Here is a 14268-nt window from a genome sequence, read left to right on the forward strand (position 1 = left end):
CAGAAGGTTTCCCCATGGAATCAGCACGTCCTCGTCGGCGGCTCCTGCGCGTCGCGGTTGCCGTCGTCGCATCCGCCCTCGCGCTCGGCACCGCAGCATGCGGCTCCGACTCCGGCTCCTCGTCTGACGCGAGCGGTGCCACCAAGATGACCGTGGTCCTGCCCTGGTACGCCGATCCGGAAGGCGGCGGCTACTACGCCGCGCAGACCGAGAACCTGTACAAGGACGCCGATCTCGACGTCACCCTGCAGCCCGGTGGACCGCAGGTGTCGGCCACACAGCTGGTCGCCTCCGGCCGTGCGCAGATCGGCCACACCGATGCCGCCGGCATCGTGCAGGCTCAGCAGGAGGGCATCCCCGTCGTGGCGATCGCGGCGCTGTACCAGGACAACCCGGTCGGCATCCTGTCGCACAAGGATCAGAACATCACCTCGTTCGACGCGATGAAGGGCCACACCCTGGTCAGCCAGGCCGGCGCGCTCTACCCGGTCTGGCTCGACAAGGAACTCGGGGTGCCGCTGAAGACCATGCAGTACCAGGGGTCCATCGCCAACTTCCTCAAGGACCCGACGCTGCTGCAGCAGGGCTGGCCCACCAACGAGGTGCGCCAAGCCGAGGAAGCCGGTGTGCCGGTGAACTTCATGCCGTACTCGGCGTCGGGATTCAACCCGTACAACGACGTCGTCTTCACCTCCAAGAAGTACGTCGACGAGCACAAAACCGAGCTGAAGGCGTTCCTCGACGCCAGCATCAACGGCTGGCACGACTACATGTCCGACGTGAAGGTGGCCACCGACGCCAACAACGCGATCCTCAAGGCCAACAGCGAACAGTCGAACGAGTCCGTCTGGTACGCCTGGGACGCCCAGCGCAAGTATGTCGTCTCCGGTGACGGTGCCAAGCAGCTCGGCGCCATGACCGAAGCACGCTGGTCCACCCTGATCGATCAGCTCAAGAAGCTGGATCAGATCTCCAAGCCGGTCACCACGGGCGATCTCTACGACGCCAGCCTGCTGCCGACGGTCGCTGCGCCGACCGATCTGCCGGCACCGCCGTCCGGCCAGAACTGATCCGCAGAACCGACCAAGGCTAGGAAACCCGTCATGAGAACGGTATTCACCGGAGGCGCGATCATCGTCGACGCCTTCACCGAGATGCCGTCGGGTTTCGTCGTCGTCGACGACGGTGTGATCACCGACGTCGGCGACGGCGAAGCCGCCCGAGAACTGTGCGCCACCGCCGACCGCGTCGTCGACACGACCGGACACCTGGTGATGCCGGGCTTCATCAACGCCCACTGCCACCTGTTCCAATCGATGCTCCGCGGCGTCAGCACCACACGGTGCCTGGAAGACTGGCTGGCCCACGACATCTGGCCGTATACCGGGCGCCTGGAGCCGGAGGACTTCTACCTCGCGGCCACCGCCGGACTGCTGGAGAACCTGCGCTCCGGCGTCACCACGGTGCTGGAGAACCAGTACGTCCACCACCATCCCGAGAACTCCGACCACGTCGCCCGCGCGTTCCGCGACATCGGCATCCGCGGCCTCATCGCGCGCGGCGGTGTCGACATGGACGCCGGCGGTACGCGCACCTCCCGGTTGGAGACCGTCGACGAGTACCTGAACAACGTGGCCGGCTTCGTCTCCACGTGGGATGGCGCAGCCTCGGGGCGCATTCGTTGCGAAGCCGCCATCCAGACCACCTGGCTCGCGTCGGCCGAACTCTGCGATCGGGTGGGCGGCTACCTCGCCGACACCGGCATCGGCCTGCACGCGCACTGCGCGGAAACCCAGACAAGCGTGCAGTCCACCGTGGCGAGTCACGGTCTGCGCGAGGTCGACTACTTCCGCGACCACGGACTCGTCACCCCGCGAACACAACTCGTCCACTGCGTGTGGCTCGAACCCGACGAGCGCGAACTGATCGCCGAGCTCGGCGCCACCGTGGTCACCTGCCCGACGTCGAACGCCTACCTCGCGTCGGGCCCGGCACCCATCTCCGACCTGCGTGCGCTCGGGGTGCCGGTCGCGATCGGCTGCGATGGACCCGGAAGCAACAACGGCCAGAACATGTTCGAGGCGATCAAGTGGTCGGTGCTGTCCGACCGGCTGCGCACCCTGGATGCGGGTCGGCTCAGTGAGGTCGACGCCCTGGACATGGCCTGGCGCGGCGGCGCACGTGCCGTCGGACTGGACGACACGATCGGTGCGGTACGGGCCGGTTATCGCGCCGACCTGGTGACCGTCGACATCGAGTCACCCGGCTACTCGGGCTCGTCGACGTTGCGACGGGGACTGGTCTTCGCCGGCTCCCCCGCCGACGTCGCCGATGTGTGGGTCGACGGCACCCAGGTCGTCGGCGGCGGTGAGGTGCTCACCGCCGATCGACACGACATCCACCGGTCGATGCGTTCTCGTCGCGCATCGATCGTCCACCACGATGACATGGCGGTGAGATCATGACGATGACCATGGCGGAGAACCTCGTCTCCTTCGACGCTGCGGACAAGGTGTACGGCAACGGTTTCCGGGCACTGGCCCCGATCGACCTGTCGGTGCGGCGCGGCGAGATCACCGTGCTGGTCGGTCCGTCCGGCTGCGGCAAAACCACCCTGCTGCGCATGGCGGCCGGGCTCACCGAACCCACCTCGGGCTCGATGACCCGCGACACCGAACGCATGTCGTACGTCTTCCAGGACCCCACCCTGCTCGCCTGGCGCAGCGTGCAGGCCAACGTAGAGGTGATCGCGAAACTCCAGAAGGTGCCGCGCAAGGAACGACGCGAACGCGCCGAACAGGCCATCAAGATGGTGGGGCTCGACGGCTTCCAGAAGTCCTTCCCGCGGGAACTCTCCGGCGGCATGAAGATGCGCACCTCGCTGGCCCGTTCGGTCACCAGCGACCCCGAACTGCTGCTGATGGACGAACCCTTCGCCGCCCTCGACGAATTCAACCGCGAGAAGATGGGTGCCGAACTGTTGCGCCTGTGGCGGGAGAAGCAGTTCAGCGTCCTGTTCATCACCCACTCGATCTACGAGGCGTGCACCCTCGGCCACCAGATCGCGATCATGAACACCGGACCCGGCCACGTCGTCGAGGTCATCAAGTCGCCCAGCCCACCATCACTGGACCCGGAGTCCGAACGCGACGAGGCCGCGTTACGGGCGCTGCAACAACAGATCTCCATCATGCTTGGGAGCTTCCGCGAATGACTGTCATCGATTCCCCATCCCTGCTGACCAAGATCGTCAAGCCCAAGACCGCCGGCACCATCGAAGCCCGCCGTTCTGTGAAGGGGCGGCTGCTGCAGGTCGGTCCCCCGGTGGGTGCGTTCATCCTCGGTATCGCGCTGTGGCAGCTGATCATCGCCCTCTTCGACATCCCGTCCTACATGCTGCCGTCGCCGAAGACGCTGGTGCAGACGATGTGGGAGGAGCGGACATCGATCTGGCAGCCCACCTGGGTGACCGTGCAGGAGTCGTATCTGGCCTTCCTGGTGGCCACCGTCGCGGGCGTGGCCGTCGCGTTGGTGATGGCCCGATGGCGGATCACCGAACGCGGGTTCTACCCGTATCTGATCGTGCTGCAGACCATTCCGATCGTCGCGATCGCGCCGCTGTTCGTGGTGTGGATCGGTCCCGGGCAGACCACCAACATGCTGGTGGGCGCGATGATCGCGCTGTTCCCGGTGGCCGCCAACGCACTGCACGGCCTGAAGTCGATCGACCGGAACCTGGTGCAGCTGTACTCGATGGCCGGCGCACCGCCGCGGGTGACGTTGCTCTCGCTGCGACTGCCGGGTGCGTCGCCGTCGATCCTGACCGGCATGCGTATTGCCGCCGGCGCGTCGGTGATCGGTGCGATCGTCGGTGAGTTCGTCGCCGGTGTGGGCGGCGGCGAGGGTGGACTCGGCTACATCATCACCCAGAGCGCCGTCCAACTCCGCACGCCGCAGCTGTTTGTCGCGGTGGTGATGGCCAGCGTGGTCTCCCTGGTGCTGTTCGGCTTCGTGGTCCTGCTCGAACGCGTATTGCTGTCCCGCTGGCACGAATCCGCCCTGCCCGACGACGAGTGAGGAACTCTTCATGACACGCATCTTTCATCTTGCGCACCTGACCACCACCGACGTCGAGGCGATCGACAAATCCAATGCCGTGGTGGTGCAGCCGATCGGCGCTGTCGAACAACACGGTCCGCATCTGCCGCTGATCACCGACGCCATGCATGCCGAGGTGATCACCGCGGCCGCCGTCGAGAGCCTGCCCGACGACTGCAATGTATGGGTGCTGCCGACGCTGCACTACGGTAAGTCCACCGAGCATCTCGGGCGGTCGGGCACCATCGCGATGTCGGCGGCCACCCTGATGGCCGTCTGCATGGACCTGGGTGAATCTCTGGCCGCCAGCGGTTTCCGCAAACTCGTCTTCGTCAACGGCCACGGCGGCCAACCCGGTCTGCTCGACGTGGTGGCCCGCGACATCCGCCACCAGACCGGGCTGGAGGTGTTCCCGGTGATGCCGATGCGTTTCCCCACGCCCCCGGAGGTGGATCGCAGCCAGGACGACTTCGACATCCACGGCGGCTATGGTGAGACGTCGATCATGATGGCGATCGCCCCCGAACTCGTCCACCACGAACGGGCATTCGCCGACGGTCAGGCCGTCGCGGCCGAGTTCGCCAAGTACAAGCACCTCACCCTCGAGGGTGTGCTGCCCACCGCATGGCTCACCGACGATGTCTCGGCATCCGGCACCGTCGGCGACCCGACCAATGCCAGCGCCGACGTCGGGAAGGCTATCCTGGCGTCCGTGGCCGAGCAGCTTGCCGAATCGCTGCTGGAGGTGCGCTCGTTCAGCTTTCCCGCCCGGACCCGGTCATGACCCGCAACCTGTGGTCGCTGTCCCCGGGGCACGCCGATCTGCGGCGGCCGGCGCTACCCGAACGCCCGGTGGTGCTGGACGCCCAACCGACCGCTGTCACCATCGATCTCACCCGGACCGCGATGATCGTCGTCGACATGCAGAACGACTTCGTCACCGAAGGCGGCTGGCTGCACGGGATCGGGGTCGACGTCTCGGGCGCGGCCGGTGCTGTGGATGTGCTCACGACTGGTCTGCCCGGGCTTCGTGGCGCCGACGTCCCGGTGATCTGGGTGAACTGGGGCAACCGGCTCGACAAGGCCAACCTCCCACCCGGCGTCCTGCACGTCTATGACCCCGACGGCACCGGCGGCGGCATCGGCGACACCGCCGCACAGTCCGAAGCGGTTCTGACCCGCGGAAGCTGGGGCGCCGCCGTCACCTCCGAACTCAAATCGGAGGCTTCCGACATCCTCGTCGACAAGTACCGCATGAGTGGCTTCTTCGACACCGAGCTCGACTCGGTGCTGCGCAACCTGCGCGTCGACACCCTGTTGTTCGCCGGAGTGAACGCGGACCAGTGCGTGTACGCGACGTTGGTCGACGCCGCCTGTCTGGGCTATGACGTGATCATGCTGGAGGACGCCGTCGCCACCACGTCCCCGTCGTACTGCATGGACGCCACCGTCTACAACGTTCGCCAATGCTATGGATTCACGGCGCATCTGGATGCGCTGGTCGCCAGAATCGAGGAATCATGAGCTCCGCCCCCGTCCTGCACGACGTCGCCGACCTGACCGCCTACAAGATCAGCCCCGACGACACGGTGGTCCTGATGGTGTTGTCCGGGCCGTCGACGTCCGGGTCGTCGACGACGGTGTGCTTCGAGATCTGGGAGCCCGGCGGCTCACAGCCCGACAATTCGCATCCGGAGTCGACCGAGACGTTCGTCGTGCTGCGTGGTGAGGGTGTCGCGCACAGCGACGACCACGTCGTGGACCTGAGAGCGGGATCGGTGATCGTGCTGCCGTCCGGGTCGGTCCATCACATCGTGAACAGGTCGGCGACCGACAAGATGTACACCATCACGGTCATGGAAAACGACGGTGGTTTCGAGGATCTCATCCTGCGCGGAACTCCCGTGGACCTGACCGCCGAGGACGTCGCCGTGCTGGCGGCGTCGCATCTGAACGGAACCGCCGCACAGTGAAAACCACCACCGCCGACGACGCCGTCGGCACCCATCACCTCACGTCCACGCCCGACACCATTCTGTGGGGCCAGCTGCCGTGCACCGACGATGCGCCGGTGGTCGCGATGACGCCCGGCGAGACGATCACCATCGACACCGTCAGCCATGAGGGCATCCTGCCCGACCAGGGCAGCGACCCGCGAGAGTTCTTCGCACGGTTCGGGGTTCCATCGCGGGACGTGCTGCCCGATGCGGTCGAGATCGCCGCGTCCGGGCTACGGTCCGGCGACGTGGGACCCCACGTGGTGACCGGCCCGATCGGCGTGCGCGGCGCCCAACCCGGTGATCTGCTGGCGGTCACCATGGTCGACATGGAACGCCGCGCCGACTACGGCATCGTGTCGTCGCGTCACGGCCGCGGTGCGCTGCCCGAGAGCTTCCCCACCGGCGAGGTGAGCAGTGTGTTCTGCAAAGCCGAGGGCGACCTCGGGCTGCTGCCCCTGGCGCAGGACGAGTCGGCCTACGCGGGGTCGGCACGTTCGATCCGCTTCCCACTCAAGCCGTTCCTGGGGATCGTCGGGGTGGCAGCCGCAGGATCGGTTCGCCCCAACTCCATCCCACCGGGACTCTACGGCGGCAACCTCGACATCACGCATCTCGGCGTGGGCGCGACGTTGTATCTGCCGGTGCAGGTTCCGGATGCGCTGCTGTACCTCGGCGACCCGCACTACGCGCAGGGTGACGGCGAGGTCGCATTGACCGCTTTCGAGGCCCCGCTGCGCGCGACGCTGCAGGTGGAGGCGATTCCCGGTGGTGCGCACACCGCGAACGGGCGTCCCTTCGCCGAGACCGCCGACCTGTTGATCAGCATCGGCCTCGACGCCGACCTCGACGAGGCGTGCCGCGAGAGTGTACGGGCCGCGCTCGATCTGCTGTCCCACCGGTACGAGGTGCCCCGTGATCTGGCGTACGCCTACCTCAGTGCGGCGGGCGATGTGCGGATCTCCCAGGTGGTCGATCAGGTGAAGGGATGTCACACGGTGATCCGCAAAGCCGACTTTTGCGAGTGGTCATGAGCGACAGCTGGTTTGCCCTGCGCGACTATGGTTCCGGAGTTCATCTGATCTCGGAGCCCGGGCATGTGAACAGCTACCTGATCATCGGCGACGAGCGTACCCTGCTCTTCGACACCGGACTCGGCATCGGCAACATCCACGACGTGGTGCGCGGCATCACCGATCTGCCGCTCGTCGTCGTCAATTCGCATCACCATTACGACCATCGCGGCGGCAACCAGCACGTGGAGGCCGACGAGTTCCTGTGTCACCGGTCGGGGATGGAATTGTACGGGGAGGTGCCTGCGGAGGTTCTCGAGTCTCATGGAGTATCGGCGGAGCGATTGCTGGCTGCCTACACGCAGTTTCGCGAGCTCGACAAGGTCAAGTTCTTCCTGAGCCCCGATGACCTCACCATGCGGCCACTCCCCGATCTGGCGGAGTGGGCGATTCCCGCGACCCCGCCGACCCGCGGCCTCGACCACGGCGACGTCATAGACCTCGGCAACCGTCGTCTGACCGTGCTGCACACCCCAGGCCACGTGCCCGACTCGTTGTGTCTGTGGGAAGCCGAGACCGGTTTCCTGTTCTGCGGGGACACCTTGCTGACCACCACCTATTGGGCGCATCTGGACGACAGCGATGTGTCGGTGTTCGCACAGTCGCTGGCCTCGCTGGCCGAGCTGCCGGTGGTGAAGGCGTTCGTCGGCCACAACCTCGTCGCCGACGTCGACCGCGACTTCATCGCACGGGTGGCCCAGGCGTTTGCCCGGGTGGCGCGGTACCCGGAGTCGGGTGAGGTGGTCGACGGGCCGCAGGGCGCTCCGGTACGGCGGACGGACGGGCCGGGGTTTGCGATCTTGAGTCGGGTGTGAAGGGCGATTTCCGCAAATACACGGGGAACTGTCAAATACACGTAATGCATCGCGTGTATTTGACAGTTCCCCGTGTAATTGGCGTGGCACCGCAACAGCTTCGCGTTCCGCTGGGGACGCATCGGTGCCCGTCTTCCGATCGTGGACCACATTGCCGACTCCCACCACGCTCGCCACCATCAGCGTCTGCAGCGCAACGATTCCGAGACGGCGCCGCTCAGCGAGCCTCACGCACCGCCGAAACGCCGGAGTTGCCGGAGCATGTGCGCGCGCACGTCTTCGATGATCTCGTTACGCCGGCGGTCGGTGACCCAGCCGCCCCGCGCCTCGATCTCGGCGTCGATCGCCTCGTCCACCCGCCGACGGAACTCGGCGTTGCGGGCATGCTCGTCGGCGGCCCACCGGCGAAGGTCGGCGAGTTCGTCGCCGGTACGTCCGGGATCAGGCTCGGGTTCCGTTTTGGGAGAAGTGAACTCGACCGAGGGGAACTCGATGTTGCGGGCCCGTGCCGTGGCCGTGCCGAGGTCGCCCATCGCAGACTCGAGCTTGCGGAATGCGGCGTCGAAGCCTTCCGGGCTTGTCACAGGTGTCTCACCACCCCAGAGCCTTCAGGACCTTCTCGGTCTGCGGGATGGCCGCCTTGCACGGATTGACCGCCGCACCAACAGATCCGTCAACCGACACAGACAGGAGGAATCCCTCCGGTGTCTTGGGAGTCTGGACCATTGCGCGGCACCTCGCGATGTCCTCCTTGGTCTGCCGGTACATCGTGCCGTCGCGCATGGCGTACTTTCCAGAAACCGTGTTGTCCAAGAGGATATCGACGTCGAACGGCTTGGTCACCGCCATCGCGAGCGACCCGTAGCCCTCGCTCAGCGGCCACGTGCAGCCCGGCAGCCCATTGTCGTCGGTCGGTGTCGGCCGGTCACCGACGTCGCCCTCGGCCAACGGTGCGATGTCCTGCTGAGTGAGGATCGCGCAGAATTGTTGTGCCGTCAGGTCTGTCGGGTTTTGTTCCGGTCTCTCGGCCCAGTTGGTCGCCACACTCGACGTCGCGGCGCTGACCGTCACAGGGCCTTGCGTGCTCGAGGACACCTGCCCGCCATCTGCCGCGTCCTCGCCGCATGCACCGAGAAGCAACACCGTCGCCACCACCGCGCACGTCGCCGGGAACTTGATCAGATTCTTCACGGCGCGTCCTCCCAAAGCTGTCCATTGGCACCCGAATCGTAGCCAGTGGTGGGTGTCGCACCGACTCGTCCCACCTGGGATGCCGTTCCTACGTCTTCGACGAGCTGTGTCTTGTCCTGGACGTCGCCGACAAAATCGGTGAAGGGCTTGAGCTCGTCCTTGACTTTGTCCTCGGCTCGTCCGCGAGCGAAACCGAGAGGGTCGTGGCAGAACTCTATGAACGTCTTCAGCGCATCGATGGCGGTCTGAAGTTCCTGGATCATGTCGTTGACCGTGGTCGCCACCTCATACAGCAGACGTGTCACCTCTGCGACGGCGGCAGCTGTCCCGCACCAGGCACCACCTTCGCGGCCAGCTTGAGGATGCCTTCGAAGCTGTCCACCTTGATCAGCCGGGACAGCCCTTTCTTGACGAGCTCGATGATCGCCTTGGCGGCCTCTTGCAGTTTGTCCGCAGCCATACTGAGCCCACGGTCGAGCAGCCGACCGACGGAGCCCTCCCAGTTGAGGCCTCGCACCATCGCGATGTTGTAGTTCGTGAATGCGATGGCCGCCTTGCCGTTCCAGTGCGAATCGACCTCATTGTGTCCACTGGTCAGATCCCCGGCGATGGTGTCGAAGGCGGTCCCGGATTTTCCGTACGTCCTCCCGATGCGCTTGAGTTCCATCCAGTTACCGGCGACCGGTTCCAGCGCCTCCTGAATCGGGCTCCAGCCGGTCAGATTCTCGATCGCACGGTCGGCATCACCCAGCCACCCGGCGGTTTCCTGGATGATCCCATCCCAGTCCACGTCCTCCGGCGGCGGCGCCGCGACGTCCACCGATCGCGGCGCAGTCAACGTGCGCGCGCCGGGAAAGTCGTCGACAACCGGTTTCGGAAGGTAGAACTCGAGCGGCGACGGGAAAGGATTGGGATTGTGCGCGTCCGTGCGGGTGTGCGCGATCCCCAGCGCCGCGTTGTGGTCGGTGCTCGTGTAGTTCCACGCCGCTTGTTTGAGATTCACGCCGGTACCGACCAAGGCCGGATCGAGCGTGCCCTGACGCTTGACGGTCGCGTCACGCAAGGTGTCGACAGGGCCTTTGAGGCCACTCATAAGACCCTTGAACTCACCGGTCGACCCGGCGTGGCCGCTGACCAACTGCACCGTTTTCTGCAGGTTCCCGTTCAACGCCAGAACGTAGTTTCCCAACCCGCTGATCCACTCCGGATCAGCCCTGAGCTTCTCGCCCACTCCCCCCGAGCCCCCTCGCAGTCCCCTCAGTGTCCCCAGACGCCGACGACTGTAACAGGATGATCGCCGAGCGGCTTTGCGGCCCAAAGTGGATACGAAAGTGCGGCGATGGCCGATCTGATCGTCGACACGTTGCGCGGGTGACGTTGCGGGTGCGGGGCCGCTGTGGCGGACCGTGTCGGAGTTCGTTCGTAACCTGACCGCATGAATACGCCGTCCTGGGACGAACTGGTCGACCGCAACATTGCCGCCGAGCGCACGTCGTTCTCCGGCCACCTCAGCGTGATCGTGCATGATCACGGGATCTCTTTCGAAGAGCGGTTCACCTTCTGGCACCACGCCGGCTGTTGGCGCATCGAAAGCGACGGCGAGACGCTCTATGTCGCAGGCGCCGACGGACCGCCCGTTGTCTACTTCGACGGCAAGATGCGTCGCCAGTACCCCGGACACTTCAGAATGTGGATCGGCACGTCATTCGAACCGCTCGATCTGCTCGGCCGCGACTCCCTTCTCGACGACATACCTTCCGACATGTGCGCCGCGGGGCCCTGTACCGCGACCGACGTCGGTGGTCGGTCGGCGTGGTCGGCATCGCTTGCACCGCTCGGTGGCGGCGATCCGATCGAGCTCGCCTTCGACGATGCCACCGGGCTGATCGTGCGTTTCGCCAGTGAGGGCGAAGTGGTATTCGAGGTCACGGACCTCGTCGGACGCGACGACTTCCCCGGCGACCTCTTCCGCTGGGAGGGCCCTGTCGCCGCCGACGACGATCTCGACGAGGAAGTGGAAGACCCTCTGCGCCAGAACGAAATCCAGATCGAGATCCTCGAGGGCATAGTCGCTGCGCTCGATCATCCGGATGAGGTCACGCAGATCATGGCCACGATTTCCGACTCTGCCGAGAAGCTCAACGCACTCACGAAGCGGTTCGACATCACCGAACTCGGCGCCCATGCCGCGATGAACCCGCATTTTCGGCACTACAGCGTCGGCGATACGCGTGCCATGCGCGACGAACTCGAGTTCCGGAAGAGCAAGAGGCCCGCGTAAGCAGTGCCGAGCTGTCGTCGTGCAGAACGTGACGAATGCCGTCCGCCTACGATGACCCCGTGGACGCGAGCGGTCAATCGGAGATCTCGCGTGCAGTGACGCAACGATTCAGTCGCCGCAGCGCGTTTCGCTTGGCACTGATCGGCGCCGGCACCCTCACCCTCGCCGCCTGCGGCCCCGACTCCCCGTCGACGCCTACCCCGCAGGGCCAAAAGTGGGGTGCCTTCATCCCTTCCGTGACGCCGCTCCCTGGATCGCCGACGTCCCCACTCGATCAGCTCTCCACTCTCGCCGGCGCGAAACCCACCTACGTGCACAGGTTCGTCGCCATCGGCGACGAGCTACCCATCGGTGACCTCGACACCATCGTCGACTTCGGTGCCACTGCCCTGCTCACGCTCGAGCCGTGGAAAGCCGATGAGGGGGTGAACCAACCCCGGTATGCCCTTGCCCGTATCGCTGCCGGCGACTTCGACACTGAGCTGCGCCGCTGGGGCACCAGCATCGCGGCATGGGGCAAACCGCTGCTGCTGCGGTTCGCCCAGGAGATGAACGGCAGCTGGTACCCATGGGCCGTCGGCATCAACGGCAACACCGCCGCCGACTACCGCGCCGCCTGGCAACGAATGCGGTCGGTCCTCACCGATCAGGGTGCCGACAACGTGAAGTTCGTGTGGGCACCCAACGTGCTGACCCTCGGCACCACCGACTTCACCGCCTCCTATCCGGGTCACGACCAGGTCGACTACCTCGCCGTCGACGGCTACAACTGGGGCGACGTCCCCGGACACCGATGGCAGCCCGCTCCGGACCTGTTCCGATCCAGCCTCGACGCGCTCCGTCGGCTCGACGGCGCCCATCCCCTGCTGATCACCGAGGTCGGCTGCGCCGACGGCCCAGCACCAGACATGAAGGCGAACTGGATTCGCGACTTCTTCGCCATCGTCGAATACGAACCTCGCGTCGCCGCATTCCTCTGGTTCCAGATGGACAAGGAACGGGACTGGCGATTCAACACCACGACCGCGAGCACCGAGGCGTTTCGGAGCTCGCTGACGGCGTTGGCCTGATCGGCTGCCCGCCTGCTGGGGAGTGAGGTACGCGACACGTGCCCAACCCACGGCCGCCGTGCCATCGTCTGTCGATGGGGCGACATCGCAGCTCTGCGCCACTTCTGCGAAAGATCTTGCGCGATCTCAACATCTGCTGAGAAGTGAGACCGTCGCGAGTCGTCGATGCACTACGGCAAACAGACAAATAGGCTGTGTAAAGGGACACACGGGGCGACTGTGAGAAAGCGAGACGGGTCGTGACACGAAAGAGAGAGCCCCAGGGTGAACGTCGGCGCAGGCTCGGGGACGCCGCCGTCGAGGTCATCGCGGCAAACGGGCTGCGTGCGCTGACCCATCGGGCTGTCGACGAGGCTTCCGGCCTGCCGGTCGGTTCGGTGAACTACTACGCATCCACGCGGACCAGACTTCTCGCCCTCGCGCTGGAAACCGTGCACGCGAAGCTGATGGAAGTGGCCGTCCAATCATTCGGTCCCTTGCTGGGCCCGGGACCGCACGAGCAGAAACTCGTGGTCGAGTGCGCCACCGACTTCGTCGACACGGCCCGCACCGATGCGCGCAAGGTGGTGGTCGCGCGCCACATGCTGATGGTCGAGGCACAGTTCTATCCCGAGCTCGGTGAGCTGGCCGACGCCCACCGGACCCAACTCATCGAACTCTCGGTGGCGGTCGGTGAACCGTTTCATCCGGCACGGCCCCGTGAGGCCGCGACCATCGTCGTGGCCCTGATGGACGGACTGCTGCAACAGCTGGTGATGACCAACGACGACGCCTTCTCCCGGCCGATGATCCGCCTCGCGATGTCGCGGATCTGCAACATCGGCAGCGAGTCGTCCCGGGTCACCGGACCGCCGCATCCGAGTGCACCCGACTGTTCATCGACCAAGGCGAACTCGCACGCCTGATCTGCACGACTTCGGGTTCCGGACAGACCGAGGCACCGCGCGCCACAGGGAGTTCAGGCCTTTAGCGCACGGTGCCTCGTAGTCCGGTCTTCGCCGTGGCGCTCCCATGGGGAGGGGGGAATCCTCACGCGAGCGACCCCGACGTCCATTGGTCCGACTCGGACTACAACCGAGGCTAACAATTAATTCGACCCGGGATGCGTTGACGCGTTCCGCGGAACGTTCGGGCGGCATCATCGCAGGTCACAGATGCGTGTGCACTAAACATTGGTTGAGATGGGCGGAGTGGCCGCAGCGCTGCCGAACGTTCCGCGGAACGCGGATTGTCGGTGGCCGACGATAATTTGGTCGGTAACCGTTTCACACATCTCAGGGGGTCCTGATGTCGGTTACTCCATTGCCATCGTCGAAGCCGCACTCAGATGATGACGTGCGCAGCATCTTCGACAGTGCCGAGGTGAGCGATCTGTCCACCGACGAGATCGGTACTCGACTCATCGGGTATGCCGAAGAACTGCTGAACATCTCGCTCTGTTCACTGGTTCTCAGGTCGAAAACCTGACGCCAGCACTCCCGAATCACCCGGGTGGCGGCCAAGACCAAGACCTGCTGACCGGCGAACCTGGCGTCTCTACCCACCGGACCGGCCACGCGCGGACCACGACTACAACCGACTGGTCAAGGAGCTCAAAGACGCTCGCCTGTGGATTTCGTAATCACGAGAACTCACGCCGCCGGATACGGCTCCAGGTGCGCCCGCCGCCCGGCGTGCCAACAACCGACAATTCCACCGCTAGAAGTTGCCCGGAAACTCACAGAGCCGACAAAGCCATCACCC

17 protein-coding genes are annotated in these 14268 nt (G+C 65.4%); 13 read left to right on the plus strand and 4 right to left on the minus strand.

Annotated elements, in window-relative coordinates:
- The first annotated feature begins 14 nt into the window (after positions 1-14).
- Genes ACVT6V_RS27020 through ACVT6V_RS27060 form a run of 9 tightly spaced genes read left to right on the plus strand, consistent with a single transcriptional unit; the run spans position 15 to position 7983 of the window.
- Positions 15-1070: an ABC transporter substrate-binding protein gene (locus tag ACVT6V_RS27020; protein ID WP_489897135.1), complete on the plus strand. Its 1056-nt coding sequence runs from the start codon at positions 15-17 to the stop codon at positions 1068-1070.
- A 33-nt stretch (positions 1071-1103) separates the two neighbouring features.
- Positions 1104-2465: an amidohydrolase family protein gene (locus ACVT6V_RS27025; RefSeq protein ID WP_489897136.1), complete on the plus strand. Its 1362-nt coding sequence runs from the start codon at positions 1104-1106 to the stop codon at positions 2463-2465.
- Positions 2462-3214 (plus strand): ABC transporter ATP-binding protein, encoded by a 753-nt coding sequence (locus ACVT6V_RS27030; RefSeq protein ID WP_489897137.1) that lies wholly within the window; start codon positions 2462-2464, stop codon positions 3212-3214. Before ACVT6V_RS27025 ends, ACVT6V_RS27030 begins: the two co-directional genes overlap by 4 nt.
- The gene (locus ACVT6V_RS27035; protein ID WP_489897138.1) at positions 3211-4077 is read left to right on the plus strand and encodes an ABC transporter permease; all 867 of its coding nucleotides are present in this window, start codon (positions 3211-3213) and stop codon (positions 4075-4077) included. The genes ACVT6V_RS27030 and ACVT6V_RS27035 overlap by 4 nt, the downstream gene beginning before the upstream one ends.
- Positions 4078-4087: 10 nt before the next feature.
- The gene (locus ACVT6V_RS27040) at positions 4088-4882 is read left to right on the plus strand and encodes a creatininase family protein (RefSeq protein WP_489897139.1); all 795 of its coding nucleotides are present in this window, start codon (positions 4088-4090) and stop codon (positions 4880-4882) included.
- Positions 4879-5622 (plus strand): cysteine hydrolase family protein, encoded by a 744-nt coding sequence (locus ACVT6V_RS27045; protein WP_489897140.1) that lies wholly within the window; start codon positions 4879-4881, stop codon positions 5620-5622. Before ACVT6V_RS27040 ends, ACVT6V_RS27045 begins: the two co-directional genes overlap by 4 nt.
- The gene (locus ACVT6V_RS27050) at positions 5619-6071 is read left to right on the plus strand and encodes a cupin domain-containing protein (RefSeq protein ID WP_489897141.1); all 453 of its coding nucleotides are present in this window, start codon (positions 5619-5621) and stop codon (positions 6069-6071) included. The genes ACVT6V_RS27045 and ACVT6V_RS27050 overlap by 4 nt, the downstream gene beginning before the upstream one ends.
- Positions 6068-7129, plus strand: coding sequence for an acetamidase/formamidase family protein (locus ACVT6V_RS27055; RefSeq protein ID WP_489897142.1), 1062 nt, complete (start codon positions 6068-6070; stop codon positions 7127-7129). Before ACVT6V_RS27050 ends, ACVT6V_RS27055 begins: the two co-directional genes overlap by 4 nt.
- Positions 7126-7983, plus strand: a complete 858-nt coding sequence (locus tag ACVT6V_RS27060; RefSeq protein WP_489897143.1) for an MBL fold metallo-hydrolase — start codon at positions 7126-7128, stop codon at positions 7981-7983. The genes ACVT6V_RS27055 and ACVT6V_RS27060 overlap by 4 nt, the downstream gene beginning before the upstream one ends.
- Positions 7984-8210: 227 nt before the next feature.
- Here ACVT6V_RS27060 and ACVT6V_RS27065 read toward each other — a convergent pair whose 3' ends face one another.
- Genes ACVT6V_RS27065 through ACVT6V_RS27080 form a run of 4 tightly spaced genes read right to left on the minus strand, consistent with a single transcriptional unit; the run spans position 8211 to position 10405 of the window.
- A complete protein-coding gene (locus ACVT6V_RS27065; RefSeq protein WP_489897144.1) occupies positions 8211-8567 on the minus strand; it encodes a hypothetical protein in 357 nt (118 codons plus the stop codon).
- 7 nt (positions 8568-8574) lie between these two features.
- Positions 8575-9174: a DUF3558 family protein gene (locus ACVT6V_RS27070; RefSeq protein WP_489897145.1), complete on the minus strand. Its 600-nt coding sequence runs from the start codon at positions 9172-9174 to the stop codon at positions 8575-8577.
- Positions 9171-9458: a hypothetical protein gene (locus tag ACVT6V_RS27075; RefSeq protein WP_489897146.1), complete on the minus strand. Its 288-nt coding sequence runs from the start codon at positions 9456-9458 to the stop codon at positions 9171-9173. Before ACVT6V_RS27075 ends, ACVT6V_RS27070 begins: the two co-directional genes overlap by 4 nt.
- A 17-nt stretch (positions 9459-9475) precedes the next feature.
- Positions 9476-10405, minus strand: a complete 930-nt coding sequence (locus ACVT6V_RS27080; RefSeq protein WP_489897147.1) for a hypothetical protein — start codon at positions 10403-10405, stop codon at positions 9476-9478.
- 204 nt (positions 10406-10609) lie between these two features.
- Here ACVT6V_RS27080 and ACVT6V_RS27085 point away from each other — a divergent pair, with 204 nt between their 5' ends.
- The 4 genes from ACVT6V_RS27085 to ACVT6V_RS27100 all read left to right on the plus strand — a co-directional run bounded on the left by ACVT6V_RS27085 (position 10610) and on the right by ACVT6V_RS27100 (position 13992).
- A complete protein-coding gene (locus ACVT6V_RS27085; RefSeq protein ID WP_489897148.1) occupies positions 10610-11455 on the plus strand; it encodes a hypothetical protein in 846 nt (281 codons plus the stop codon).
- Between the two features lie 59 nt (positions 11456-11514).
- Complete coding sequence (locus ACVT6V_RS27090) at positions 11515-12525, plus strand: glycoside hydrolase family 26 protein (protein WP_489897149.1); 1011 nt, start codon at positions 11515-11517, stop codon at positions 12523-12525.
- A 239-nt stretch (positions 12526-12764) separates the two neighbouring features.
- The gene (locus tag ACVT6V_RS27095; protein ID WP_489897150.1) at positions 12765-13430 is read left to right on the plus strand and encodes a TetR/AcrR family transcriptional regulator; all 666 of its coding nucleotides are present in this window, start codon (positions 12765-12767) and stop codon (positions 13428-13430) included.
- 430 nt (positions 13431-13860) lie between these two features.
- A complete protein-coding gene (locus ACVT6V_RS27100) occupies positions 13861-13992 on the plus strand; it encodes a hypothetical protein (protein WP_489897151.1) in 132 nt (43 codons plus the stop codon).
- Positions 13993-14268: the final 276 nt, after the last annotated feature.

The sequence above is a fragment of the Gordonia sp. LMA167 genome (genome assembly GCF_058130025.1).